This is a genomic window from Mesorhizobium sp. M0715, from assembly GCF_040320355.1.
Taxonomy (GTDB): domain Bacteria; phylum Pseudomonadota; class Alphaproteobacteria; order Rhizobiales; family Rhizobiaceae; genus Mesorhizobium.
Genome location: NZ_JAMYPL010000005.1, coordinates 262,578 through 289,194 on the forward strand (window position 1 = coordinate 262,578; position 26,617 = coordinate 289,194).

General features: G+C 63.3%; 20 protein-coding genes. 10 read left to right on the forward strand and 10 right to left on the reverse strand.

Annotation, left to right across the window (positions count from 1 at the left end; genetic code table 11):
* Nucleotides 1–46 precede the first annotated feature (46 nt).
* The 9 genes from NKI21_RS09000 to NKI21_RS09040 form a co-directional block, all read right to left on the reverse strand.
* Nucleotides 47–805, reverse strand: coding sequence for an FkbM family methyltransferase (locus NKI21_RS09000; protein ID WP_023812328.1), 759 nt, complete (start codon nt 803–805; stop codon nt 47–49).
* Entirely contained in the window at nt 802–2,034 is a 1,233-nt protein-coding gene (locus tag NKI21_RS09005; protein WP_023812329.1) for a glycosyltransferase 87 family protein, read from the reverse strand. The genes NKI21_RS09000 and NKI21_RS09005 overlap by 4 nt, the downstream gene beginning before the upstream one ends.
* 21 nt (nt 2,035–2,055) lie before the next feature.
* Nucleotides 2,056–3,486 carry an aspartate aminotransferase family protein gene (locus tag NKI21_RS09010; RefSeq protein WP_245273256.1) on the reverse strand — a complete coding sequence of 477 codons (1,431 nt, stop codon included), beginning with the start codon at nt 3,484–3,486 and terminating at the stop codon, nt 2,056–2,058.
* Between the two features lie 104 nt (nt 3,487–3,590).
* Complete coding sequence (locus tag NKI21_RS09015; RefSeq protein WP_128304388.1) at nt 3,591–4,598, reverse strand: NAD-dependent epimerase/dehydratase family protein; 1,008 nt, start codon at nt 4,596–4,598, stop codon at nt 3,591–3,593.
* On the reverse strand, nt 4,595–5,044 hold the full coding sequence (locus NKI21_RS09020; RefSeq protein ID WP_023812332.1) for an EamA family transporter: 450 nt from the start codon (nt 5,042–5,044) through the stop codon (nt 4,595–4,597). The genes NKI21_RS09015 and NKI21_RS09020 overlap by 4 nt, the downstream gene beginning before the upstream one ends.
* 122 nt (nt 5,045–5,166) lie before the next feature.
* Entirely contained in the window at nt 5,167–6,519 is a 1,353-nt protein-coding gene (locus tag NKI21_RS09025; RefSeq protein ID WP_023812333.1) for an FAD-binding oxidoreductase, read from the reverse strand.
* Nucleotides 6,520–6,521: 2 nt separating this feature from the next.
* The gene (locus NKI21_RS09030; protein ID WP_023812334.1) at nt 6,522–7,955 is read right to left on the reverse strand and encodes a UbiA family prenyltransferase; all 1,434 of its coding nucleotides are present in this window, start codon (nt 7,953–7,955) and stop codon (nt 6,522–6,524) included.
* 202 nt (nt 7,956–8,157) lie between these two features.
* On the reverse strand, nt 8,158–8,421 hold the full coding sequence (locus NKI21_RS09035) for a hypothetical protein (RefSeq protein WP_023812335.1): 264 nt from the start codon (nt 8,419–8,421) through the stop codon (nt 8,158–8,160).
* Between the two features lie 154 nt (nt 8,422–8,575).
* Nucleotides 8,576–11,062 (reverse strand): mechanosensitive ion channel family protein, encoded by a 2,487-nt coding sequence (locus NKI21_RS09040; protein WP_023812336.1) that lies wholly within the window; start codon nt 11,060–11,062, stop codon nt 8,576–8,578.
* Nucleotides 11,063–11,302: 240 nt separating this feature from the next.
* Between NKI21_RS09040 and NKI21_RS09045 the strand changes: the two genes are divergently transcribed.
* The 5 genes from NKI21_RS09045 (at nt 11,303) to NKI21_RS09065 (ending at nt 18,080) form a co-directional block, all read left to right on the forward strand.
* The gene (locus NKI21_RS09045; protein WP_352439859.1) at nt 11,303–12,562 is read left to right on the forward strand and encodes a sarcosine oxidase subunit beta; all 1,260 of its coding nucleotides are present in this window, start codon (nt 11,303–11,305) and stop codon (nt 12,560–12,562) included.
* 17 nt (nt 12,563–12,579) lie between these two features.
* Nucleotides 12,580–12,876 (forward strand): sarcosine oxidase subunit delta, encoded by a 297-nt coding sequence (locus NKI21_RS09050; protein WP_352439858.1) that lies wholly within the window; start codon nt 12,580–12,582, stop codon nt 12,874–12,876.
* Nucleotides 12,873–15,866 carry a sarcosine oxidase subunit alpha gene (locus NKI21_RS09055; protein ID WP_352439857.1) on the forward strand — a complete coding sequence of 998 codons (2,994 nt, stop codon included), beginning with the start codon at nt 12,873–12,875 and terminating at the stop codon, nt 15,864–15,866. The genes NKI21_RS09050 and NKI21_RS09055 overlap by 4 nt, the downstream gene beginning before the upstream one ends.
* Nucleotides 15,859–16,461 carry a sarcosine oxidase subunit gamma gene (locus NKI21_RS09060; RefSeq protein WP_352439856.1) on the forward strand — a complete coding sequence of 201 codons (603 nt, stop codon included), beginning with the start codon at nt 15,859–15,861 and terminating at the stop codon, nt 16,459–16,461. Before NKI21_RS09055 ends, NKI21_RS09060 begins: the two co-directional genes overlap by 8 nt.
* Nucleotides 16,462–16,637: 176 nt before the next feature.
* Nucleotides 16,638–18,080: an MFS transporter gene (locus tag NKI21_RS09065; protein WP_352439855.1), complete on the forward strand. Its 1,443-nt coding sequence runs from the start codon at nt 16,638–16,640 to the stop codon at nt 18,078–18,080.
* A gap of 11 nt (nt 18,081–18,091) precedes the next feature.
* Here NKI21_RS09065 and NKI21_RS09070 read toward each other — a convergent pair whose 3' ends face one another.
* Complete coding sequence (locus tag NKI21_RS09070; protein ID WP_023812343.1) at nt 18,092–18,796, reverse strand: nitroreductase; 705 nt, start codon at nt 18,794–18,796, stop codon at nt 18,092–18,094.
* A 180-nt stretch (nt 18,797–18,976) separates the two neighbouring features.
* Between NKI21_RS09070 and NKI21_RS09075 the strand changes: the two genes are divergently transcribed.
* Genes NKI21_RS09075 through NKI21_RS09095 form a run of 5 tightly spaced genes read left to right on the forward strand, consistent with a single transcriptional unit; the run spans nt 18,977 to nt 26,561 of the window.
* Entirely contained in the window at nt 18,977–19,564 is a 588-nt protein-coding gene (locus tag NKI21_RS09075) for a helix-turn-helix domain-containing protein (protein WP_502896761.1), read from the forward strand.
* Nucleotides 19,565–19,584: 20 nt separating this feature from the next.
* Complete coding sequence (locus tag NKI21_RS09080) at nt 19,585–22,038, forward strand: GcvT family protein (RefSeq protein WP_352439854.1); 2,454 nt, start codon at nt 19,585–19,587, stop codon at nt 22,036–22,038.
* Nucleotides 22,035–22,940 carry a homocysteine S-methyltransferase family protein gene (locus NKI21_RS09085; RefSeq protein ID WP_352439853.1) on the forward strand — a complete coding sequence of 302 codons (906 nt, stop codon included), beginning with the start codon at nt 22,035–22,037 and terminating at the stop codon, nt 22,938–22,940. The genes NKI21_RS09080 and NKI21_RS09085 overlap by 4 nt, the downstream gene beginning before the upstream one ends.
* A complete protein-coding gene (locus NKI21_RS09090; protein WP_352793872.1) occupies nt 22,933–24,114 on the forward strand; it encodes a pyridoxal phosphate-dependent aminotransferase in 1,182 nt (393 codons plus the stop codon). Before NKI21_RS09085 ends, NKI21_RS09090 begins: the two co-directional genes overlap by 8 nt.
* Nucleotides 24,111–26,561, forward strand: a complete 2,451-nt coding sequence (locus tag NKI21_RS09095; RefSeq protein ID WP_352439851.1) for a GcvT family protein — start codon at nt 24,111–24,113, stop codon at nt 26,559–26,561. Before NKI21_RS09090 ends, NKI21_RS09095 begins: the two co-directional genes overlap by 4 nt.
* Nucleotides 26,562–26,617: the final 56 nt, after the last annotated feature.

Genomic DNA, 26,617 nt, shown 5'->3' on the forward strand with positions numbered 1-26,617 from the left:
TGCTTCACACCGGCGCCTGGGGCGGTTCGCTTTTCGGTGGGCTAACTCAGGCGAAGGCCCAGATGTCCTCGGCCTGAAAGCCGACCTGATAACCTGATGTCTTCAGCTTGACCACGACCTGGCCGATCTCCGGGGCGGGCAGCGCGCCGACCTCGACCTTGATCATGCCGGGGCGGTAGCGCTTGAGGTCCAGCTGTTCGAAGACGATCCAGTCGGCGCCCTCGCAATCGACGAGGAAAGCGTCGATATGGCTGATGCCGTTGCGATCGAGCAGCGTCTGCAAGGTCTCGGATGGCACCTCGATGTCCCTGAGATGCGGCGCGAACTTGTTGAAATTGGCGTCGGCCTCGCCCCAGGCATTCTTGCCCGACATCAGATTGGTGTCGGTGACCGACGAGCAGCCGATAAATTCGATGGGCAACGTGCCGGCCTCGAGGGCGGCGGCATCGAAGGTGTGGACGGTTATCGTGCCCTTTGTCTTCGTCACCGCCACCGGCTCGATGATGAAGCGGTCCGTGTCTGGATAATTGGCGCGCAGTCTCTTCTGGTTGTACGGGATCGGCTCGACCAGCATGGCCCGTGCACCGGGAATCCTGTGCAGCCAAGGCGTCACATCGTCGAACAGTGCGCCGTCGCAGGCGCCGACATTGACCATCTGGAACGGTCGCCCTGCACCACCAAAACGCGCCTTCAGCGCCGCCCTGGCCAGGAACTTGGTGCCGCGCAGCGACGGGCCGCGATCGAGAACGCCCTTGGGAAGAGCAAGCGACAGGGCAACGCGCGCCAGGCTGGATAGCGAACTCATGACTTGTCTCCGGGAATGATTTGCATGGCAGCGCGATTCTGGCCGCGAGCCACGGCTGCCCACAGCGCCATGAACGGCGTCGCCAGCAGCAGGAATGGCGGAATCAGATGGGGGAAATAGATGCGCGTGTCGTGGATCGGGAAGACGGTGAACTTCGCCAGCGCACCGAGCACCAGCGCCGCAAACAGGATGCCGGCGCGGCGATCGAGGCGGAAGCCGGCGCGGGCGGCAGCAAACCAGCCGGCCAGTGCCAGCACCGACACGCCGACCCAACTGTTCAGGCTGACGGCGCGCAGCAGCGAGGTGGCAAACGCCCTGAGATAGGTGGTGACCGAGAATGGCGGCTCGAATCCGTCCATATTGAAGTGCTGCTCGATGCTGGAGAACCACAGATGCGGCGCCCAGCCGGGATGATGCGCCCAGTGAGAGATGGCGAAGTAGGCCACGAAGGAAGCGGCAAAACCGGCCAGCGCACCCCATGCCCTCTGCCGGTACGCGACCAGCAGCACAGCGAAAATCGCCAGGAAAACAATGTTGTCCGGCCGTACCATGAAGGCGAGGAAGAGCAGGATCGCCGTTGCCACCTCGAGGCCGCGGACATAGGCATAGAGCCCGCCGAGCAGCAGCGCTGAAGTGAGCAGATCCGGTGTCGAAGCGCGTGCCGCATCGCCGAAATCGGCCATGATCAGCACCGCGCCGACGATAGGCGCCAACGCCAATGCCCCTGTGGAGCGTAGCCACATCAACGCGATCGCGCCAAACAGCAGCACGGAGAACACTGAGACCAGTCGCATTGCCTCGACCGGCGACATCACCGCGCTCAGTGTCGACAGGATCTCGGCATAGAGGAACTTGATCCGGTACATGCCGAGCAGTGAATGGAAGTCGGCGGCATTCTCCGTCATGTGACTGCGGAAGCCGCCTCCATCGTCGGTCAGCGCCTTATAGTCGCCTGCGGACACGCCCGATTTGACAGTGTTGTAGGCATAGTCATGCAGCGCCTGCGCATCGGGATAGGTGCCTTCCTCCGATATAGCGAGATAGGGCAGCATGTCCCAGTTGGCGTCGGGCATCACCCAGGCGGTGAACGCTGTAAAAAGAATGTAGAGCGCGAAGGCCGCCGCGCCGATCGGTGCTGCCAGCCGCGCATAAGTCCCCTCGCCCCACGCCAGACCGGCTCCGATGAGGCGGTCGAGCGGGTTTTGTGGATCGGGCGACTTGGTCAGCATCGTTGTACCCAGCGAACTCGCTTAACGAACCTGGCTTTTGACGAAATCCTTGACGATCGACACGATGCCGCGCGACAGCAGGCTGTCGAAGGCGTCGACGAAGCGGTCGACATGCTCGCGCTGGCAGATCAGCGGCGGCTCGAGCCGGATGACGTTGCGGTTGTATTCGGTGAAGGCGACCAGCACATCGTAGTCGCGCAACAGCAGCGCCCCGATGAAGCCCGACAGCGAACCCTTCAGCTTGTCGTCGAGCACGCTGACGATCGGCCGCAACACCATCGGCAAGGTCTGCGAGAAGTCGTGGAACTCCAGGCCGATCATAAAACCCCTGCCGCGCACCTCCTTGATGATCTTCGGGTACTTTTCCCTGAGCGTCTGCAGGCGCTGCAGCAAATAGTCGCCGGTGATGGCGGCATTGTCGATCAGCCCTTCATCATAGAGTACATTGAGCCCCTCGATCGAGGTGACGCAGGCCTCGCCCATGCCGCCGAAGGTCGCCATGGCATGGATCATCGCCGTTTTCGGCGTGCCATAGGCCTTCATGTAGACCTCGCGCCGCGCGATCATCGCGCCGACCGCCGCCTTGCCGGCGCCAAGCGATTTGGCCAGCGCCGTCACATCGGGAATGACGCCGTAATGCTCGAAGGCATAGAAGCGGCCTGACCGGCCATAGCCGCACTGCACTTCGTCGGCGACCCACAACACGCCATACTGGTCGCACAGCGCCCTTAGCTTCTGCCAATATTCAGCAGGCGCCTGGATGATGCCGCCGCCGCCCTGGATGGTTTCCAGCACGATGACGCCGACCTCCGGGTCGGAACGGAACAGGCGCTCGACCGCCTCGATGTCGGCAAACGGGATGCGGACCGTGTTTTCGGCCACCTTGAAGTCGGCGCGGTAGAGCTGGCCGTCGGTGATGCCCAGCACGCCCTTGGTCTTGCCGTGGAAGGAATTCTCGGCATAGACGATCTTCGGTCGCTTCGGACCGGCGGCGCGCTCGGCGAGCTTAACCGCCGCTTCCATCGCCTCCGAGCCGGACGAACCCAGAAACACCATGTCGAGATCGCCGGGCGAGCATTTGGCGATGTTGTGCGCAAGTGCCGCCGCATATTGCGACATGAAGGCGATGGCGATTTCCTGGCGCTTCTCCTCCTGGAATTTCTTGCGTGCTTCCAGGATGCGCGGATGATTGTGGCCGAAGGCCAGCGATCCGAAACCACCGAAGAAGTCGAGGATCTTGCGGCCGTTCTGGTCGATGTAGAACATGCCTTCGGCACGCTCGATCTTGATCTTGTGGAAGCCGAGCAGCTTCATGAAGTGCAGCTGGCCGGGGTTGAGATGCGCCTTGAACAGGTCGGTCATGCGGGCGACGTCCATCGCCTTGGCCTGCTCGACGCTGATCAAATCGGGCTTGGCGATGGTCGCTGGCGACAGCGACGGCGCGCTGACCATGGTGCGCAAATTGGTCTGTTCGGGCTTGGCCATGACGGTCATTTCAATCTCCTGTCTGCACGCACGACCAGGATCGGGCGCAACGAAAGCTGTTTTGCGAGCCGCTATTCGGCGGGCACATGTTTGGTGGCGACTGCGTGGCCGGCTTTCTTTGCGCGGTACTCGCTATAGGCGGCGATCAGCATGTCCTCGTCGCGATATTGCGGCACCCAGCCGAGCTGGCGCCCGGCCTTGGACACGTCGAGCACGCAGTCCTCGTCGGCGATCAGATACTGTTCCGGGTCCATGATCGGCATGTTGAAGAGGTCGAGCAGGTCGAGCGTGCGCTTGACCGCCCAGCCCGGTGTCGGGATCAGGATCGATTTCGAGCCGGCATGCCGGATCAAATCGCCGAGCAATTTCTTGACCGGCGGCGGGTTGAGCGAACCCAGATTATAGGCCTCATTAGGCACACCGGCCTTCCAGGCCGCGCGCGCGGCCTCGGCGCAGTCGAACACCGAGATGAACTGATAGGGGTTCCTGCCCGAACCGATCATCGGCACGGGAAGGTTCCAGTCGATCAGCTTGAACAGCTTTTCCAGGATGCCGAGCCGGCCTGGGCCGATGATCAGGCGCGGGCGAAACAGCGAGATCGACATGCCGCGCTTGCGCCATTCGGCCGCCAACTCCTCTGTCTTCTGCTTCGACCAGCCATATTCGCCCAGCGGCGCCACCGGGTGCTCCTCGGTCATCGGCTGCGTGACCGTGTGGCCGTAGATCATGTCGGTCGTGTAGTGGACGAGTTTTGTCGCACCGGCTCTGTCCATGGCCTGCATGATGTGCTCGGTGCCGTGGAAATTCACCGGGAAAAAGAAATCGTGCCGCTTGGCCCGCACCTGGATCGGCGACAGCATCTTGGCCGACAAATTGTAGACCATATCATCGGCCTTCAGCCCGACCGCCGCGACCGACGCCGGATCGGTGACGTCGCATTGGATAAAGCGGACGGTGCGGTACTGCGGCAGGTCGCTCTTGACGACGTCGGCGACGACAACCTCTTCACCATCGGCCACAAGCTTCGGAGCAAGGTGGCGGCCGACGAAACCGTCACCGCCGAAAATCACATGTCTCATCGAATGATCTCGTTTGCTTGGATCTTGTCGGGCATGATGGAAGCGGTCTGGTCCTCATGCCCTTGCTTACCCAAATCCCGGCCACTTTGCGCGATCAGCACCGTGCCGACGCAGATGAAGGCGATGCCGGCGATCCGCCAGCCATTGAGGTCCTCGCGGAAGACGAAATAAGCGAAGATGGCGACGGCAACATAGGCGAGGCTGAGGAACGGATAAGCGAAGGAGAGCTCGACCTTGGACAGCACATAGAGATGCGAGGCCATCGAGATGACGAAGGTGCAGAGGCCAAGGAACACCCAGGGGCTGAAAACGATCTGCAACAGCTTGACGAGCGGATTGACGCCCTCGAACGAGATCGGCCCGAGCGACATCATGCCTTGCTTCAGCATCAGCTGTGCGGCGGCATTGGTCATGACCGTAAAGAGAATGAAGACGATGTATTTCATGTGTTCCGAGCCACCCCTTCATGCTTCCTATTACAAACAAGCAAACATTTCGTGAAGCCACAAGAATGTTTTGAGTGAATCATGGATTTAACGATCGATACCAAGAATTACTCAAGTTATATCTATTCCGCTGCCTCGGCTACGCAGCGCCGCGTGTCGAGCTTCCTTGCCGTCCGCGCCCAGAAACTCGATAGGAAGGCGGGATCGCGAAGCAACTCCAGCCGCGGCCATTCGGGAAAGGACGAAGCGAAGATGTCTGCGCCCATACGAGCATCCTTGTAGGGATTGACGGCGCCGCCTGCCTCGACGGTGATGCGATCGAGTTCCCGCAACAAGGCCAGCGTCGCAGCCCCCCTGTTGGGGAAATCCAGCGTCAGCGTGTAGCCGGGACGCGGGAACGACAGCAGCGCCGGCGAGCGGATGGAGCCGAAGCGTTTCAATACGGTGAGGAACGAGCCCTGCCCGGCTTGCCTTGCAGCCGCAAGCAATGCCGGCACGGCCTCGCGCGCCGCCGCTTCCGGCACCACGCTCTGGTGTTGGAAAAGCCCTTTCGGCCCATAAAGCCGGTTCCAGTCGCGCACGCCGTCGAGCGGGAAGAAGAAGCCCTGGTAGCCAACCTGGCGCGGCGCCGTCGACCGCCCCTTCTTCCACCTGTAGGCGGCGTTGAAGGCGGTCAGGAACGGCCGGTTGAGCACATTGAACGGCGGCTGGACCGGCACCGAGAGATTGCCACCGGCGCGCGAGGCGGCATGCGAGCCGTGCTCGGCATGATTGCCTGTAAACAGCAACCCGCGACCGCTATTGCGGCCGCCGGCAAGTTGGTCGATCCAGGCGACCGCATATTCATTGGCCTGATCGGCCGCCTCGGCCAAACCGAAGAACTCGTCGAGATCGCGAAACGGCGTCGCCTTTTCGACGATGTCGAGCGAATGAACCCGCATCAACCGGATCGAGGCAGACAGGATGAGACCGGTCAGCCCCATGCCGCCGATCGTCGCCGCAAACAGGCGCGCATTGTCTGCTGCCGAGCAGCGATAGGTCCTTCCGTCGGACCTGAGCAGCGTGAAGCTCTCGACATGGCAGCCGAAGGTGCCGCGCCGGTGATGGTTCTTGCCATGCACGTCATTGGCGATGGCGCCGCCGAGCGTGACGAATTGCGTGCCTGGCACAACCGCCGGAAAGAAGCCGTAAGGGGCGGCGTGGGCGATGATGTCGGACAACAGCACGCCGGCATCCGCCTCGAGAACACCGGTTTCGGCGTTGAAGGCGTGGATGCGGTTCAGCGATCGCATATCGACGACCGCTCCGGCCTCGTTCTGGCAGGAATCGCCGTAGGAGCGGCCATTGCCATAGGCAAGCAGCGACGCCGGCTTGGCCCGACCGCCCTTCAGCAGCGCGATCGCCTCATCGGCCCCGATGGCGCGCGGCGCCGGCGGTGTGGCAAGGCCAAAGCTTGGGAAACGTCCGGCGGCCATGCCTACCAGCCCCCGATGACCAGCATCACCGCACCGATCAGCACCACGATCTGGCTGCGCCAGTCGCGGATGATGAACACGACCGGATCGTCATGCATCTCGTTGCGGCGCGCCAGGATCCAGACGCGCATGGTGAGATAAAGCACGATCGGCGCCAGCGGCCAGATCAGCCATGGATGCGGATAGAGCTCCCGCACCGCGACACTGTCCATGTAGAGCGCCAGCACCAGCGCCGAGGAGAAGGCCGAGGCCATGCCGGCCTGGGCGACGATCTCCTGGTCTTCGGTGCGATAGCCGCGGCCGGCAATGCGCTCGCCAGGCGGAATGGCGGTGGTGCGCAATTCGACGAAGCGCTTCACCAGCGCCAGCGACAGGAAGAAGAAGATAGAGAAGGCCAGCAGCCAGAACGAGACGTCGACGCCGGTCGCCGCCGCACCGGCCAGGACGCGGATCGTGTAGAGGCCGGCGAGCGTCAGCACATCGACCAGCAGCATGCGCTTGAACGACAGCGAATAGGCCGTGGTGACGACCATGTAGCCGCCAAGCACAGCCAGAAATTCGTGCGACAAGAACAGCCCGGTGCCGAAGCCGATCGCCAAAAGCATCGCAATCGCGCCAAGTCCGAACGGGATGGACAGCGCACCGCTGGCGAACGGCCTGTTGCGCTTGGTGAGGTGTTTGCGGTCGAGCGCGAGGTCAAAGAAATCGTTGAGGATGTAGATGGCCGATGCCACCGCACTGAACGAGACGAATGCCAGCAGGCATTGCCAGATCATGTCGGTGTTGAAATATTCGTGCGAGAGCACCATCGGCACTGCGATCAGCGAATTCTTCAGCCACTGATGGACACGCAGCATCTTGACGATGGTCCGCAAAGTCGGCTTCGGCGCCGGCATCGTCTCGGCGCCATGTGCCGCCTGCCAGCGCGCGGCATGGCGGTCGGGCGCGACGACGATCGCGTTGCGCGCTGCATCAAAGACTTGGAGATCGTGACGGCTGTTGCCGGCATAGTCGAAACCGCCATCACCATAGGCTGCGATCAGCGAAGCGCGCTTCCTGCCCGAGGTGAGATTGGCGAGACCATCGGTGGCCAGCACCTGGTCGAAAATGCCGAGATGGACCGCGATGGCATCGGCGAACTTGCGCGGCGTGCCGGTCGCCAGCACGATCTTGCGGCCTTCGGCATGCTCGGTCCGGAGGCGGCAAAGCAGCACCTCGCGATAGGGCAGCGATGCCGGATCGATGTCGATGCGCTGCGCGATTGCCTGCTTCAGCCGCGCCGGTCCGCCGGCGGCCCAGAAAGGCACGAGGAAGATATAGAGCGGGTTCTTCTTGAGAAGGATGAACAGCCCTTCCCACAACAGGTCGGTCGCGATCAGCGTGCCGTCGAGATCGACCGCAAGCGGTATTGCGTTCCTGTCCGACCGCGCATCCATGTCCTACCCTGCCCGCGTAGAGTTGCGCGCCGCTTTTCGGCGTCTTGAGGCTGGTATAGCGGGCGATGACGTAGCGAACGTTAAAACGCACGGTTGCAGACGGCTGCCATGGGGGTATTTCCGGCGTCATTGTTAAACAACCGCTACCGGAAACGATAAAAGGCCGGGCAAATTCCCGGCCTCCGCAATCGTGACGCCAGGATTACTTGATGCGGGCGACACCGCCCGAAATCTCGACGGTTTCCGAACCGGTCAGGGCTTCGAGGTCGCCATTGGGCAAGGTGACGAAGCAGCCATTCGGGCAGAACTCAACCGTTTCGCCACCGGCCAACGCAAGGTCGGTCTTGCTGCCGCCCTCGGTGACGACCAGCGTTCGGGTCTCGGCGTCCTTGTTGACCGCGCTCGCGGCATGGACCGAGCCGATAGCGGCGACCAGGGCGACGGCAGCGACGAGAGACTTCCACATGGTGCAATATCGGTGTTCCCACCGCCTCTGTTGCATTTCGCAAGGCATTTTCGCCTTTGCATGGAGCTTATATGAGATGGAAGCTGAACCGCAACTGAATGCCCCATTCATGCCGCAATCGGCTTTCGATGGTTGAGACCCACCGATTCCCAGCCTAGTCCGGATCTGGCTTCCTGGTTTTGCGGGACTTGACTAGTCGCTTCTTCTCCGCCTCGGCTTCGGCCTTCACCTGCTCCTGTTCGGCGAAGTCGGCCTCGATCTTGTCGTCGTCTGTCGGCCAGGCCTTGGGCTTGTGGGCCTCGACCACGGCGCGTGGCGTCGAGGGCATCTCGATGTGTTCGCTGCTGAATTTTTCAAGCACGGCAAAACGGATGTCGTTCTGCGCGATGTTGCCGTTCATCACATCGGCCAGGAACACGCGGATCTCGAATTCCAGGGCGGCAGGGCCGAAATTGGAAAACAGCACGAAGGGTTCGGGGTTCTTCAGCACCATCGGGTGGCTGCGGGCGATCTCCAGCAGGACGGCATGAACCTGCTTGACGTCGCTGCCATAGGCGACGCCGACCTTGATGTCGATGCGGCCGAGCTTGTTGCGGTGCGTCCAGTTGCCGACGGCATTGTTGATCAGGTTCGAGTTGGGCAGGATCACCGATTGCCGCTGGAAGGTTTCGATCTCGGTGGCGCGCACGCTGATCTTCTTGACTGTGCCGCTGACATCGCCGGCAACGATCCAGTCGCCCACCTTGAACGGCCGTTCGGCCAACAGGATCAGGCCGGAAACGAAATTAGACACCACGTTCTGCAGGCCAAAGCCGATACCGAGGGAAAGAGCGCCGGCGACCAGCGCCAGGCTGGACAGGTCGATGCCCGCCGCCGAGATGCCGACCAGTGCCGCGAGCGCGACGCCGGCATAGCCGACCGCCAGCCGGATCGAGTTGCGCACGCCGGTATCGACCTTGCCACGCGCCATCACGGAACCGTCGAGCCAGCCCTGGAACCAGCGTGTCAGGAAATAGCCTATGACGAAGACGACGATGCCGGAGAGGATGCCGGTGACCGAGATCGTCACCGAGCCGATGTTGATCCCGGTTGCGAGCTTGTAGGCCCAGGCCTGGATATCGCCGGGCTGGAAACCCCACATCAGCAGGATCAACGGCAGGAACACCAGCACGATCATCACATTGATGGCAACGCTGACGACAAGGCCGAGCTGGTCGAGGGCTGTATCCTCGTAGCTGGATTTGGCCGACAGCCAGCGCCCGACGGTCGTGTTGGCGAAAGCACCCTCCTCGCCGATCGCCTGCGCCGACAGGAAGCCGATATAGGCGGTGATCAGCACGGTGCCGGTAACGACGACCTGCAACGAAACGAACAGAGCAAGGCCGATGTAACCGAGCAGCGCCGCGACGATGGTGAAAAGACCGAGCGCAAGCGCCGTATAGCGCAGCCATGCCGGCCAAGGCCGCCAGCTTCCGTCACGCGCCTTGAACGGCCTCAGCATCGCCATCAGGATCAGGATGACGCCGACGATGATGGTGGCGCCGAAACTGCGGGCGATGGTCAGCGACAGCGGCGAGCCCATTTTGTCGTTGATGACCGACAGGAAATAATTGACGCCGATGACCACGGCCATGGCGGTCGTCAGCCGCACCAGCCAGCGCGCCGGACCTGTCTCGACGGGGATAAGGCGCCAATTCGGCAGCCGCGGCTCGAGCGCCGCATTGGTCAATCGGTTGACGCAGAACACCACCCCGATGACGGCCGCGAGCGCATTCAGGAAGAGGCCGATGTCGCCACGCAACACATTGTAATAGTTGAAAAAGAACACCGTGGAGGCCAAGAACACGCCAACCGCCAGCGTCGGCAGCAAGGTCGACCAGAAGGCCACCGACAAGCGGCTGAGATAGGATGGATCCTCATTGGCAGGGTCGGCTTCGAACACGCGCCCGAACAGGCGCCGGCCACCGACCAGCAGCACCAGCGCCAGCCCGAGCGCCACGAAGGTTGCCGCCAGAATGGCCTGGAACTTGAACTTGAAAGCGAAGCTTAGCCATGACGACACCGCTTTGTAGAAATTGCCGAATTCGTCCCTGGCGTCCGAAAAGACCTGCGGGCTGAGCGCGTCGGACAGCACATAGCGCTTGGTGAGCACATTGCGGAACAGCTCGCTGCGCATGTTGCCGATCTTGTCGATCAGCCCGCTGATGCGGATCGAAAGCGATTGGGCTTGCGCAATGACGGCATTGATCTCCGCCTTTTCCGACACCAGCGCCTCGCGTTCGCCGCTGACGATGTCGGGCTCCGGCGGCTGACCCGCGGCAGGTGCCGCGCCAAGCTGCTCAAGACGGCTGTTGATCTCGCCAAGACGCGTACGGAAGGCCAGTGCGCTGTTCAGCGATTGCCGCGACAGCTCCTCGAGTTGCAAGCGGATATCGACAAGGCTGCTATCCTCCTCGCCGTCCTGCTGTATCTGCTTCTCGAAATTGTCGGTCTTGGTCGTCAGCGCCTGGATGATCTTCTGCTGGTCGGCGACCAGTCCGGCAGGCGCCTGGCCAAGCCCCTGTGCCACCGCATCGAACGACAGCGGCGCCGAGACGACAAGCGTGAGGATCAAAATGAGACGAAGCAATCGGAAAAGCATGATTTGTTGGCGACTCATCGGCGGCAAAGGCAATTTGAAAGCCTGCTCTTGATAAAGACGGCCCTATCATGGGGCAAGCCGTCGTATCGCGAGCCCGTCCGATCATTGGCCTCAACCGATCACTCACTCCGATTGATCCCATCCCAGGCGTCGGCCAGTCGAAAGGCGATGGCGCAATATTGGCTTTGCGGATGCGGCCTGCTCTATAGTCTGCCGCATCGCCCGAACCGGATGACATCAATGGCAGAGTACTCGGCCTTTTCGCTGCTCGCGAACGCGCTCAAGGGAAACAAGGATTGGAAGCCGGCATGGCGCAAGCCGGACCCGAAGGCGTCCTATGACGTCATCATCATCGGCGGCGGCGGTCATGGGCTGGCGACCGCCTATTATCTTGCCAAGGAACACGGCATCACCAATGTCGCCGTTGTGGAAAAGGGCTGGCTCGGCTCCGGCAATGTCGGCCGCAACACAACGGCGGTGCGCTCGAACTATCTGCTGCCGGCCAACACCCGCTTCTACGAACACTCGATGAAGCTGTGGGAAAACCTTTCGCACGAGCTCAACTACAATGTCATGTTCTCGCAGCGCGGCTGCCTGAACCTGGCGCACACGCCGGCCCAGTTCGACGACTATGCAAGACGCGGCAATGCCATGCGCCATCTCGGCGTCGATGCCAAACTGATGACGAAGGCTGAGATCAAACGTCTGATTCCGGCGCTCGACATCTCCGACAGCGCGCGCTTTCCGGTGGTTGGCGGCCTGATGCAGCGACGCGCCGGCACCGCCCGCCATGATGCGGTGGCCTGGGGCTATGCGCGCGGCGCCGACCGTCGCGGCGTCGACATCATCGAAAACTGCGAGGTCACCGGCTTCCTGCGCGACGGCGACCGCATTTCAGGCGTGACGACGTCCCGTGGCGACATCCGCGCCAAGAAGGTGGCCGTTGCGGTCGCCGGCAGCACCGGGCGTGTCATGCAGCTTGCCGGTATCGAGACAATGCCGATCGAGAGCCATGTGCTGCAGGCCTTCGTCACCGAATCGCTGAAACCCTTCATCGACACGGTCGTCACCTTCGGCATGGGCCATTTCTACATGTCGCAGTCGGACAAGGGCGGCCTCATCTATGGCGGCGACATCGACGGCTACAACAGCTACGCCCAGCGCGGCAATTTGCCCGTCGTCGACGAGGTGATGAGCGAAATGCTGGCGCTGTTTCCGGGCCTTGCGCGCGTGCGCATGCTGCGCTCCTGGGGCGGTGTTTGCGACATGTCGATGGACGGCTCGCCGATCATCACCACCGGCCCCCTGCCCGGCATGTATCTCAACTGCGGCTGGTGCTATGGCGGCTTCAAGGCGACGCCGGCTTCCGGCTGGTGCTTCGCCTGGACCATCGCCAAGGACCAGCCGCACGATCTCAACGCCCCCTTCACCCTCGACCGCTTCCACCGCGGCCTGGTGATCGACGACAAGGGCCAGGGTGCAAACCCGCGGCTGCATTAGGCATTAGGTAGAGTTCAATGTTGATCACTTGCCCCTATTGCGGTCCGCGCGACGTCATCGAGTTCACTTATCAGGGGGACGGCAACCGTGAGCGCCCCGACCCCGCCTCGCAGAATTTCGAGGCGTGGAACGCTTATGTCTATGACCGGCTGAACCCGGCCGGCGACCACAACGAGATCTGGCAGCATTCCGGCGGTTGCCGCACGCATCTGCGCGTCGTGCGCAACACGCTGACGCATGAGATTTCCAGTGTCGCCTTTATGCGCGGCGATCATGGCTCGGCCGCGCGCCGCAAGGCGGAGGACAAGTCATGAGCCCGCGCCGCACCGACACCGGCGGCCGCATCGACCGGCTGAAAACCATCCGCTTCACCTTCGATGGCGCATCCTACACCGGCCATGCCGGCGACACGCTGGCGTCAGCCCTGCTGGCCAAGGGCGTCACGCTGTACGGCCGCTCGTTCAAATACCACCGCCCGCGCGGATTGCTGACTGCCGGCGTCGAGGAGCCCAATGCGCTGGTAACGGTGCTGAAGGGCGAGGTTCGTGAACCCAACATCCCGGCGACCATGGTCGAGATCCATGACGGCTTGGTTGCCATCAGCCAGAACCGCTTCCCCTCGCTTGCCTGGGACATCAACGCCGTCAACCAGCTCGGCGGCAAGATCCTGTCGGCCGGGTTCTACTACAAGACCTTCATGGGACCGGTGTTCGGTCCGCTCAAAGGCACGCGCTTCTGGATGTTCTGCGAACACTTCATCCGCCGCGCAGCCGGTCTCGGCAGTGCCGGATCGGCGAAGGACCCGGCCCGCTACGAACGCATGAACGCCTTTTGCGAGGTGCTGGTGGTCGGCTCCGGCCCGGCCGGACTGATGGCCGCCAAGGCCGCCGCCGATCAGGGCGCGCGCGTCATGCTGGCCGATCTCGAGCCGCGTTTCGGCGGCTCGGCCAACTGGTCCGATGAGACGATCGACGGCGCGCCGGCCGCAGACTGGGCCCGTCGCACCGTCGCCCAGCTCGAAGGCCGCGACAATGTCCGGCTTTTGCCGCGCACCACGGTGTGGGGTTATTACGACAACAACACGCTTGCCGCGCTCGAACGGGTCAGCGACCACAAGGATCAGCCAGGCAAGGGCGAGCCGCGCCATCGCTATTGGGCGATCCGCGCCAAATCCGTGGTCCTGGCCACTGGTGCGTTCGAGCGGCCGCTGGTCTTCCCCGGCAATGACCGGCCAGGCGTGATGCTGGCGCATGCAGCCGAGCGCTATGTCAACGAATTCGGCGTGCTGCCGGGCGAGCGGATCGCACTGTTCACCAACAATGACAGTGCCTATCGGGCGGCCGTCGCCTTGAAGAAGGCCGGTGCCGCGGTCGTCGCCATCGCCGATGTCAGGCCGGAACTTTCGCCGGAGATGCGCAAGCTGGCCGCGGAAGCGGAGGCCGAGATCTTCGCCGGCCATGCCGTCGTCGCCACCGAAGGCGGCAAGGCGCTGTCCGGCCTCAAACTGCAGCGCTTCGACATGATCAATGGCACGCTCATCGGTGATGCCCGCAGCATCCACGCCGATTGCCTGCTGATGTCGGGCGGCTGGTCGCCGACCATCCATCTGGCCAGCCAGGCCGGTGCCAAGGCGGAATGGAACGCCGCGCGGCAAGCTTTCCTGCCGCCAAAGCCGACACAGAGCTGGATTGGCGCCGGCGCTTTCACTGGCAGTTTTTCCACCGCCGAGGCCATCGCCGAAGGCCGCGCCGCCGGCCTCGCCGCCGCCGGTGGAACGAGCACGCCGGCCGTGCTGCCGACGGTCGAAGCAGCACCTGGCGATCCCGATCCGGCACCGGTGTTCGAGATCAGGGCCAAGGGCAAGAGCTTTGTCGATTTCCAGCACGACGTCACGGCAGAAGACGTGCGACTTGCACACCGCGAAGGCTTCGTCTCGGTCGAGCATCTCAAGCGCTACACCACGCTCGGCATGGCGACCGACCAGGGCAAGAGCTCCAACGTGCCTGGCTTGGCCATCATGGCCGAAGCGCTGGGCAAGCCGATCCCCGAGGTTGGCACGACACGCTTCCGGCCGCCTTTTGCGCCGGTGTCGATCGGCTCGCTGGCGGCGGAACGCTTCGGCGAACTGAAGCCCGAGCGACTGACGCCGATGCATGACTGGCATCTGGCCAATGGCGCGACGATGTATTCCGCCGGCCTCTGGTATCGCCCTATGATCTACGGGCTTTCAGGCGAAACGGTCGAGCAGGCCTATGTGCGCGAAGCCAAGGCGACACGCGAAAGCGCCGGCATCGTCGATGTCTCGACATTGGGCAAGATCGCCGTGCAGGGCCCCGACGCCGCCGCATTCCTCGACCGTGTCTACACCAACATGTTTTCGACGCTGGCCGTCGGCAAGGCACGTTACGGCCTGATGCTGCGCGAGGACGGCCTTGCCTTCGACGACGGCACCACATGGCGGCTCGGCGAGCAGGATTTTCTGATGACCACCACCACGGCCAATGCTGGCAAGGTGATGCAGCATTTGGAATATTTCCTCGACGTGATCTGGCCGGAGCTGAAAGTCCACGTCACCTCGGTGACCGACGAATGGGCAGGTGCCGCGATCGGCGGGCCGAGGGCCAGGCAGATCCTTGCCGCTTGCGTCACCGGCACCGGGGTCGACAATGCCACCTTGCCCTTCATGGGCATCGTGCGTGGCGATATAGCAGGCGTGCCGGTGATGATATGCCGGCTGTCCTTCTCCGGTGAAATGGCCTTCGAGGTCTATTCCGGCGCCGGCTTCGGCACCCATGTCTGGGAAGCGCTTGTTGAAGCCGGCAAGCCGTTCGGGCTGGTCACCTACGGGCTCGAGGCACTGGGCACCATGCGCATCGAAAAGGGCCATGTCACCGGCGCCGAGATCGATGGCCGCACCACGGCACGCGACCTGCATCTCGACTGGATGCTGTCGAAGAAGAAGCCTTTCATCGGCTCGGCAATGATGGACCGCGAAGGCTTGATCGCATCGGACCGCCTCGAACTGGTCGGCCTGATCGCCCTCGATAACCGGCCACTCAACGGTGGCGCCCACATTGTCGAGGAGGTTGACGAAGCCAATCCGCACGACTCCATCGGCCATATCACCGCCTGCTGCTATTCGCCGGCGCTCGGCAAACATATCGCGCTGGCGCTGGTCAAGGGCGGCAAGGCACGGCAAGGCACACGCGCTCATGTCTCCGATCCCTTGCGCAACCGGTTCGGACCGGTCGAGATCGTCTCCAACCACTTCTTCGATCCGGACGGGAGCCGCATGCATGGTTGAGCGCCAATCACCCGAGCCCTTGTCGCCGCTTGAGCCCGAATTCCACGTCGGCTCGCACGGCAATTTCGAGCATGGTGTCGAGATCATCCTGACCGAGACGAGGCCGGGGTCGATCGTGCAGCTCGCCGCCTGGCCCGGCGAGGAGAAGAAGCTGATCGCGGCCTTCCGCACCGTCACCGGGCTTGCCCTGCCCGATGGCGCCGGCGGTGGCCTGAGCGACGGCGTGAAGTCGGCTTTCGGCTTCGCGCCGGGAAAGTTCACCGTTGCCGACGAGGCCGAAGGGCTGGCCGCTGCCTTTGCCAAGGCGGTGCCCCCGGCCATCGGCACGGTGACCGACCTCTCGCACGGCCGCACCGCCATCCGCATTGCCGGGCCGAAGGCCGAATGGGTACTGGCGAAATTCTTCGCCATCGACTTTTCGCTGCCGGCCTTTCCCATCGGCGCCGGCCGTTCGACCACCCATCACGATGTCTTCGCCCAGATCCAACGCACCGGCGCCGACCAGTTCGACACCTATGTCTTCCGCTCGTTTGCACGCTCGTTCTGGAAGGCGCTCTGCCATGCCAGCGAGGAAGTCGGCTACGAGGTGCAGTAGGCGGCGGCGCCGAACGGTCGCATCGCTCCTGCTTCTGGCATCAAGGCAAGCCGGTTCTGCCGCTAGAGAATCTGGCCGCAGGCGCCCATGGTGCGAAAACGTGGCCGCCCAACCGGCCCAGGGATATGAAATCCCTTCTTCAAGAGTCGGCACATTCGTTTGGTTCGAACATCTCCATGACCGCAGAACTATCCGCCGGCGCCACGGATCGCGCCGATGTGCCGGCCAGAGCCTTGCTCCTGCTGCCGCTAACGGTCGCCTGCGGCGTGTTCATGACCAGCCTCGACCAGAATGTCGTGGTGACCGCGCTGCCGGGCATCAGCGAAAGCCTCGGGCGTCCGCCCAGCCAGCTCGGCCTCTTGATTACCGTCTATGTCGCCAGCCTGATCATCTCGATGCCGCTTGGCGGCTGGGCCGCCGACCGCTTCGGACTGCGCAACGTCTACTGCTTTGCCTTGCTGGTGTTCGCCGCCTCGTCGGCGCTCTGCGGGCTGTCCGACAACATCTGGACGCTGGTCGGCGCCCGCGCGCTGCAAGGCTTTGGCGGCGCCTTGATGGGCACGCTCGGCCAGGTCGTCATCCTGTCGACCTTTCCGCGCAGCCGAACGCTGAAGATCAACATGTACATCTCGCTGGCCGGCCAGTCCGGACCGTTGGTCGGTCCGCTCGTCGGCGGCGCGCTGACCACCTACATTTCCTGGCGCTGGATCTTCTTCATCAACGTGCCGTTCGCGCTGGCTGCGGCAATTCTTGCCGCCTCGCTGTTTCCGACGATGACCAAGCCGGTGCGCACGCCGTTCGATTTTCCGGGCTTCCTGCTGGTCGGCAGCGGCATGGTCCTGCTGGTCTTCGGCATGGATTCGCTTGCCGCCAAGGATGCCGCGGGCGGCATCATCGCCGCCGAACTGGCGCTGGCGCTCGTTATCCTGACCATCGCCTCGTTCTACTGCCTGCGCGTGCGCAATCCGCTGCTCGATCTCAAGCTGTTGCGCATCCGTACCTTCCGCATTTCGTTCCTCACCGGTGGCGGGCTGGACACGATCGGCCTCAGCTCCGTCGTCTTCCTGCTGCCGCTGATGTTCCAGCTCGGCTTCGGCATGAGCGCGGTTCAGGCGGGATCGCTGACCTTCGTCGCCGCGGTCGGCTCCGTGGCCATGCGGTTCTTCATGCCGCGTGTCCTCAACCGTTTCGGCTTTCGCCGCGTGCTGGTCTACAACACGCCCATCGTCGCCGCCCTGGTTGCCGGCTTCGCGCTGATGCAGGCGACGACGCCGGTATGGATCGTGCTCACCTACATCTTCGTCTTCGGCGTCTTCCGCTCCGCGCAATGGGCCTCGACCGGCAACCTCGCCTATTCCGACATCGCGCCCGAGCAGCTCGCCCGTTTCAGCGCGCTCTATTACATATTATGGCAGCTGGCAGTGGCGATCAGCGTTGGCCTGGCCGCCGCGGCACTGTCGTTTCTGGCGGGCGGCGGCCCTGCCGTCGCCGACGACTTTCGCATCCTGTTCGTGATCGAGGGCGTCATCACGCTCTGCGCGCTGCTTGCCTACCTCAAGCTGACGCCGCAAGACGGCGTCCATGTCAGCGGCCACGGCGCACAGATGAACACGGAATGAAGCTGGCTGGCTTACTCGCTGAACGTCACCCACTCTTCCAGCGGCACGCGGTCGGTGCGGAAGGCGTTTTCAGGTTTTGACGTATCTTCGTAACCAACCGCCATGCCGCAGACGACGATCTCTTCGTCCGGAATGTCGAGCACCGGCCTGATCTGCCGGTGATAGGGCGCGAAGGCCGCCTGCGGACAGGTGTGCAGACCCCTGCCTCTAGCTGCGACCATGATGTTCTGCAGGAACATGCCGTAGTCAATCCACGAGCCCTGGTTGAGGCGGCGGTCGATGGTGAAGATCATGCCGACCGGAGCGTCGAAGAAGACGAAGTTGCGGTCGTGCTGGGCGCGCATCTTGTCGACCTCGCGGCGACCAATGCCGAGCGCGCCATAGAGGCCGAAACCGTTGGCGCGGCGGCGGGTCAGATACGGCTCGAAGAACTGGGTGGGATAATACCGGTACTCGTCCCAATCGGCTTTTTCGGCGCGAATGCCGGAATTGAGAATGGCGTCTGATATCCGCTGCTTGCTCTCGCCCTTGGTGACATAGACTTTCCATGGCTGCATGTTGGTGCCGGATGGGGCGCGCGCCGCAACCGCCAGAATGGCGCGGATGGTGTCGTCGTCGACCATGTCGGGCAGGAATGCGCGCACCGAACGGCGCGACAGGATCGCCTCGTCGACAATCTCGGCATCGCCCGCGATTCGGGGGTTATTTTCCAGCATGGGCCGTCCCTTACCCTTTGTCTCGATCGGACGTCCCCACTCGCCGCTCTCGGCGGAGCCTTTGCATGAACCATCAAAATCGCGCAAGCAAATCTTGTGCATCCGTGAAAATCTGCTTGATTTTTTCATGAGCTTGATTTCTCATGAAATTTGACGGTATTTTTTCATGAAGAGAGCGTTTTGCCTTCGACTACCGCAAGAACATTGCAGGGATCTGACGAACGCGTGCTGGCCGGCGACATCAGGGCCCTGCGCAAGGCGCGCGGGCTGACACTCGCCGAGATCGGCCTGAATCTTGGCCGTTCCGTCGGCTGGGTCAGCCAGGTCGAACGCGGCCTGTCGACGCCATCGCTCGGTGACCTCAGGGCCTTCGCCGAACTGTTCGGCGTGCCGATCAGCCTGTTCTTCAGCCATGACGTACCTGTCGAAAGCGAGCGCGGCGTGGTCGTGCGCGCCGGCAGGCGCCGCACGCTTGGCACAAGCGAATCCGGCCTGGTGGAGGAGCTTCTGTCGCCCGATCTCGGCGGTAGCTTCGAGATGGTGCGTTCGGTCTTCGCGCCAGGCGCGGAACTGAAGGCCGAGGCGCAGCGGCCGACCGAGGAAGCCGGATACGTCGCGTCCGGACTGTTCGACATCGAGATCGGAGGTGTCTGGCATCGGCTTGGCGAGGGCGACTCCTTTCGCTTCGAAGGCAAGCCCTACCGCTGGCGCAATCCGGGTGCCGAGCCGGCAATTGTCATCTGGGTGGTTTCACCACCCGTCTATTGAGTTCAAGTTTGGAGAAGAACATGGCGGGTTTGCCGAGCACGGCGCGCGTGGTGATCATCGGAGGCGGTGCCGTCGGCACCTCCTCGCTCTACCATCTCGCCAAGGCGGGCTGGACCGACTGCGTGCTCTTGGAAAAGAACGAGCTGACTTCGGGCTCGACCTGGCATGCCGCTGGCAACGTGCCGACTTTCTCCTCGTCCTGGTCGCTGATGAACATGCAGCGCTATTCGACCGAGCTTTATCGCGGGCTGGCCGACGCGGTCGACTATCCCATGAACTATCACGTCACCGGCTCGCTGCGCCTTGCCCACACGAAAGAGCGCATGCAGGAATTTCAGCGCGCCAAGGGCATGGGCCTCTACCAGGGCATGGACATCGACATTGTCGGTGTCGGCGAGATCCAGCGTCGCTATCCCTTCATCGAGACGCATGACCTGAAAGGCGCGCTCTACGACCCGAGCGACGGCGACATCGATCCGGCGCAGCTCACCCAGGCGCTGGCCAAGGGTGCGCGCGACATGGGCGCGAAGATCATCCGCTTCTGCCCGGTCACAGGCGTGCGCCGTGAGAACGACGAATGGGTGGTCGAGACGGCACAAGGTGAGATCCGCTGCGAGATCGTCGTCAATGCCGCCGGCTACCGCGCCGCCGAAGTCGGCCGGATGTTCGGCCGCGACGTGCCGATGATGGTGATGAGCCATCAGTACATTTTGTTCGAGGAGATTCCCGAACTGGCGGCATGGTCGAAGGAACAGGGGAAGAAACTGCCGCTGCTGCGCGACGTCGACACCTCCTACTATCTTCGCCAGGAGAAGAACGGCATGAATCTCGGCCCCTATGAGCGCAATTGCCGCGCGCATTGGGCCACCCACAACGACCCGATGCCGGAGGATTTTTCCTTCCAGCTGTTCCCCGACGATCTCGACCGGCTCGAACATTATCTGGCCGACGCCGTCGCCCGCGTGCCGATCCTGGGCACCGCCGGCCTGTCCAAGGTCATCAATGGCCCGATCCCCTACACGCCGGACGGCAATCCGCTGATCGGCCCGATGCCCGGCGTTCCCAATGCCTTCGAGGCCTGCGTCTTCACCTTCGGCATCGCCCAGGGCGGCGGCGCCGGCAAGGTGCTGGCCGAATGGGTGACAGAGGGCCAGACCGAATGGGACATGTGGTCATGCGACCCGCGCCGCTTCACCTCCTTTGCCGCGGCGCCGGACTATTGCGTCGCCAAGGGCATGGAGATCTACGGCAACGAATACGCCATCCAGTTCCCGCGCCATGCCTGGCCGGAAGGCCGCGACCGCAAGCTGTCGCCGATCCACGATCGCATCAAGGCGCTCGGCGGCCGCTTCGACGCCTATAATGGCTGGGAGCGCGCCACCTGGTATGCGCAAGAGGGCGATGATATTTCAGAGGAAGCGACGCTGACCTTCCGCCGCGAAGGACCCTGGCACCATCGTGTGCGTGAAGAATGCCTGGCCGTGCGCGATGCCGCCGGCATTTTGGACCTGCCGGGCTTCTCGCGCTTCAACCTCGAAGGCCCGGGTGCCGCCGAATGGCTGAGCCTGCAGGTCACTGGGCTGGTGCCGAAGCCAGGCCGCATCGGCCTGGCCTATTTCGCCGACGACAAGGGCCGTATCGTCACCGAAATGTCCGTGGTGCGCCACGACGACAACCTGATGACGCTGATCACCGCGGCGGTCGCGCAATGGCATGATTTCGAGTGGCTGAAATCGCGCATGCCTGAAGATGCGACCTTCAAGCTGATCGATCGGACCGAGGAATTCTCGACCCAGATCCTGGCAGGCCCGAACTCGCGAAAAATCCTCGCTGATGTCTGCGAAGCCGACCTCACTCTGCCATGGCTGACGCATCAGGAGACAAAGATCGCCGGTCGCTGGGCGAAGCTTGTGCGCGTGTCCTTCGCCGGCGAACTCGGCTGGGAAATCCACACCAGGATCGACGACACCGCCGCCATCTTCGATGCCATCTGCGCGGCGGGACAACAGCATGGGCTGAAGCCGTTCGGCATGTATGCGCTGGATTCACTCAGGCTCGAAAAAGGCTACCGCACCTGGAAGGGCGACCTGTCGACCGACTATTCGATCCTGCAGGGCGGGTTGGAGCGCTTCGTCAAATGGGACAAGCCCGACTTCCGCGGCAAGGCAGCACTCCAGAACGAAAAGCAGCAAGGCGTGAAGAAGCGTTTCGTCACACTGGTGGTGGAAAACCCCGGCGATTGCGACGCTCCGTCAGTTTCTACACTCTGGCACGACGGCAAGATCGTCGGCGAGACGACGTCGGGCGGCTGGGGTCACCGGGTCGACAAATCGATCGCACTCGGCATGCTGCGCGCCGACCTGGCCGAACCAGGTACATCAGTCGAGGTCGAAATCTTCGGTGACCGCTTTCAGGCGATCGTGCAGAAGGATGAACCGCTGTGGGATCCGAAGAACGAAAGGCTGCGCGCATGAAGAAAATCATCCTCACCGATGGCGGGATGGGCCAGGAACTGGTCCGCCGCAGCAAGTCCGAGCCGACGCCGCTATGGTCGGCCAGGGTGCTGATCGACGAACCGGATCTGGTGCGCGACCTGCACGCGGAATTCATCCGTGCCGGCGCCCGCGTGATCACCATCAACACCTATTCTGCGACACCCGAACGCCTGGCGCGCGAGGGCGCGGAAGACCTCTTCAAGCCATTGCAGAAGCGCGGCATCGAATTGGCCAGGCAGGCCCGCGACGAAGCCGGCGATGCGGCCATCGCCGGCTGCCTGTCGCCGCTTTTCGGCAGCTATGCACCGGCGCTGACCATTTCCTTCGAGGAGACGCTCGATATCTACCGCCGCATCGTTGCCGAGCAGGCCGAGGGCGTCGACCTGTTCCTGTGTGAAACCATGGCGTCGGCGGACGAAGCCCGCGCGGCGGTCACGGCGGCATCGGAAAGCGGCAAGCCGGTATGGGTGTCGTGGACGCTGGCCGACCACGGCAAGCCACGGCTGCGCAGCGGCGAGACAATAGCCGCCGCGGCAGGCGCGCTCGATGGCCTGGCAGTCGCCGCGCGGCTGGTCAATTGCTGCCGGCCGGAAGCAATCGCCGCGGCTTTGCCTGAACTGATCGACCTCGGCGGCCCGGTCGGCGCCTACGCCAATGGCTTCACTTCAACCGAAGCACTCAAGCACGGCGGCACCGTCGATGTGCTGCACGCCCGTCACGACCTTGGCCCGGATGCCTATGCCGACCAGGCGATCGGCTGGGTCGAGGCTGGGGCAAGCATCGTTGGCGGCTGCTGCGAAGTCGGACCGCCGCACATCGCCGCCCTGCGCGACCGGCTCGAACAGGCCGGCTACGAAATTTCGGGAGTTTTGCATGCCTAGACCATCATCGCGTATTTCCGGCATCGTGCCTTCGGGCAAGGACGGCTGGGAAGTCCATTTCGCCGCCTGGACGCGCAAGGAGGCCGGCGAAGACATCATCATGCTGTCGGTCGGCGACCATGATTTCGACACGCCTTCGCAGACCATCGAAGCCTGTGTGACCGCGGTTCGCGGCAGCAATCATCACTACACCCCGCTTCCCGGCTTGCCGCGCCTGCGCAGGGCGATGGCGGCGGCCTCGACCGCCTGCACCGGCGTCGAGACGTCGCCGGATCAGGTGATCGCCACACCGGGTGGCCAGGCCGCACTCTACGCCGCCGTGCAGGGCGTGCTCGACCAGGGCGATCACGCCATCGTCGTGGCGCCCTATTATGCCACCTATCCCAACACGTTCAGCGCCGCAGGCGCTGATTTCACCGTCGTTGAGACACCGGCCGAGGATGGCTTCCAGCCGCGTGCCGACATGATCCGCGCGGCAATCCGGCCGAACACGCGCGCCGTCCTGATCAACACGCCGAACAATCCGACAGGAGCTGTCTATTCGCGCGAGCGGCTGGAGCAGTTGGCAGAAGTCTGCCGGGAGCACGACCTCTGGCTTCTGTCGGACGAAGTCTACTGGACGCTCGGCGGCGGCGAGCACGTCTCGCCGCGCTCGCTGCCAGGGATGGCCGAGCGGACGCTGGTCATCAATTCGATGTCCAAGAGCCACGGCATGACCGGCTGGCGCATGGGCTGGCTGACGGGACCGGAGGAGATGATCACGCTCATGATCAATCTCAATCTGGTGACGACCTACGGCCTGCCGGCCTTCATCTCGATTGCTTGTTCCGAGGCGCTGGAGAACCGTTACGGTGTCAAGGAGATCGCCGAACGTTACGCGGCACGCCGCACCGTCTTGCTCGACGCCGTGCGGGGCATGAACGATGTCACCGTGCGCGGTTCGGAGGGCGGCATGTATGTCATGCTCGACATCTCGGCCGTCGAACCGGACGACGAGAAATTCGCCTGGGCCCTGCTCGACAGCGAAAAGGTTGGCGTCATGCCCGGCTCCAGCTTCGGCGAAGCGGCCGCCGGCCACATTCGCATCAGCCTCTGCCAGCCCGAACCCGTGCTGCAGGAAGCTGCACTTCGTCTGCGCCGCTTTGCTTCCAGCTACCGTCGCGAGGCAGCATGACCGCCAAGGCAATTCCCGCCAAAGCAAGAGCGGTCATCATCGGCGGCGGCGTTTCCGGCTGTTCGGTCGCCTATCACCTGGCCAAGCTCGGCTGGACTGACATCGTGCTTCTCGAACGCAAACAGCTGACGTCGGGCACGACATGGCACGCCGCCGGCCTGATCGGCCAGTTGCGCGGTTCGCAGAACATGACACGGCTGGCCAAATATTCCGCCGATCTCTACGTCAAGCTGGAAGCCGAGACCGAGGTCGGCACCGGCATGCGCCAGGTCGGTTCGATTACCGTGGCGCTGACCGAGGAGCGCAAGCACGAGATCTACAGGCAAGCGTCGCTGGCGCGTGCCTTCGATGTCGACGTGCGTGAGATTTCGCCCAGGGAAGTCAGCGAGATGTACCCGCATCTCAATGTTTCCGATGTCGTCGGTGCCGTGCATCTGCCGCTCGACGGCCAATGCGACCCCGCCAACATCGCCATGGCCCTGGCCAAGGGCGCGCGCCAGCGCGGCGCCACCATCGTCGAGAATGTGAAGGTCACCAAGGTCCATACCAAGGCCGGCCGCGTCAGCGGCGTGTCCTGGGCACAGGGCGAAGACCAAGGCACGATCGAAGCCGACATCGTCGTCAACTGCGCCGGCATGTGGGCGCGCGAACTGGGAGCGCAGAACGGCGTCACCATCCCGCTGCATGCCTGCGAGCATTTTTACCTCGTCACCGAACCGATCCCCGGCCTCACCCGTCTGCCGGTGCTGCGGGTGCCGGACGAGTGCGCCTACTACAAGGAGGACGCCGGCAAGATGATGCTGGGCGCCTTCGAGCCGGTGGCAAAACCCTGGGGCATGGACGGCATAAGCGAGGATTTCTGCTTCGACCAGTTGCCGGAGGACATGGAGCATTTCGAGCCGATCCTCGAAATGGGCGTCAACCGCATGCCGATGCTGGCAACCGCCGGCATCCACACCTTCTTCAACGGTCCTGAGAGTTTTACGCCCGACGACCGCTACTATCTCGGCGAGGCGCCGGAGCTGTCCGGCTACTGGATGGCGACCGGCTACAACTCGATCGGCATCGTCTCCTCCGGCGGCGCCGGCATGGCGCTGGCGCAGTGGATCAATGACGGCGAAGCCCCGTTCGACCTGTGGGAAGTCGACATCCGCCGCGCCCAGCCGTTCCAGAAGAACCGCCGCTATTTGAAGGAACGCGTCTCGGAAACGCTCGGCCTGCTCTATGCCGACCATTTCCCTTATCGGCAGATGGCGACCTCGAGGAATGTCAGGCGTTCGCCGCTGCACGAGCATCTGAAGGTGCGCGGCGCCGTGTTCGGCGAAGTCGCCGGCTGGGAGCGCGCCAACTGGTTCGCCCGCGAGGGCCAGGAGCGCGAATACCGCTATTCCTGGAAGCGCCAGAACTGGTTCGACAACCAGCGCGAAGAACACCTCGCGGTCAGGAATGGCGTCGGCCTGTTCGACATGACCTCCTTCGGCAAAATCCGTGTCGAGGGCCGCGACGCCAGCGCTTTCCTGCAAAGACTGTGCGCCAACCACATGGACGTCGCGCCGGGCAAGATCGTCTACACCCAGATGCTCAACCAGCGCGGCGGCATCGAGAGCGACCTGACGGTTTCGCGGCTGTCGGAAACGGCTTTCTTCCTCGTCGTCCCCGGCGCCACGCTGCAGCGCGACCTGGCTTGGCTGCGCAAGCACGTCGCCGACGAGTTCGTCGTCGTCACCGACGTGACGGCGGCCGAAAGCGTGCTCTGCCTGATGGGCCCGGACGCAAGAAAGCTGATCCAGAAGGTCAGCCCCAACGATTTTTCCAATGATAAAAATCCGTTCGGCACGTTCCAGGAAATCGAGATCGGCATGGGCCTGGCCCGCGCCCACCGCGTCACCTATGTCGGCGAACTCGGCTGGGAACTCTATGTCTCGACCGACCAGGCGGCTCATGTCTTCGAGGCGATCGATGAGGCCGGCGCCGAAGGCGGCCTGAAGCTCTGCGGCCTGCACACGCTGGATTCCTGCCGCATCGAAAAGGCCTTCAGGCATTTCGGCCACGACATCACCGATGAAGACAATGTGCTGGAAGCCGGCCTTGGCTTTGCGGTGAAGACCGCCAAGGGCGACTTCATCGGCCGCGATGCCGTGCTGCGCAAGAAGGAAGCCGGCCTGTCACGCCGGCTCGTCCAGTTCCGCCTGAAGGATCCAGAGCCCCTGCTCTTCCACAACGAAGCGATCCTGCGCGACGGCAAGATCGTCGGCCCGATCACTTCAGGCAATTACGGCCATCATCTCGGCGGCGCGGTCGGGCTAGGCTATGTGCCATCCGAGGGCGAGAGCGAAGCGGATGTGCTGGCTTCATCCTACGAAATCGAGATCGCCGGCGAGCGCTTTGCGGCGGAAGCCTCGCTGAAGCCGATGTATGATCCGAAGGCCGAGCGGGTGAAGATGTAGCGCCTCTTACCCTCCCCCTTGTGGGGAGGGTCGGCTCGCGGTCGGAGCAGAGCGGA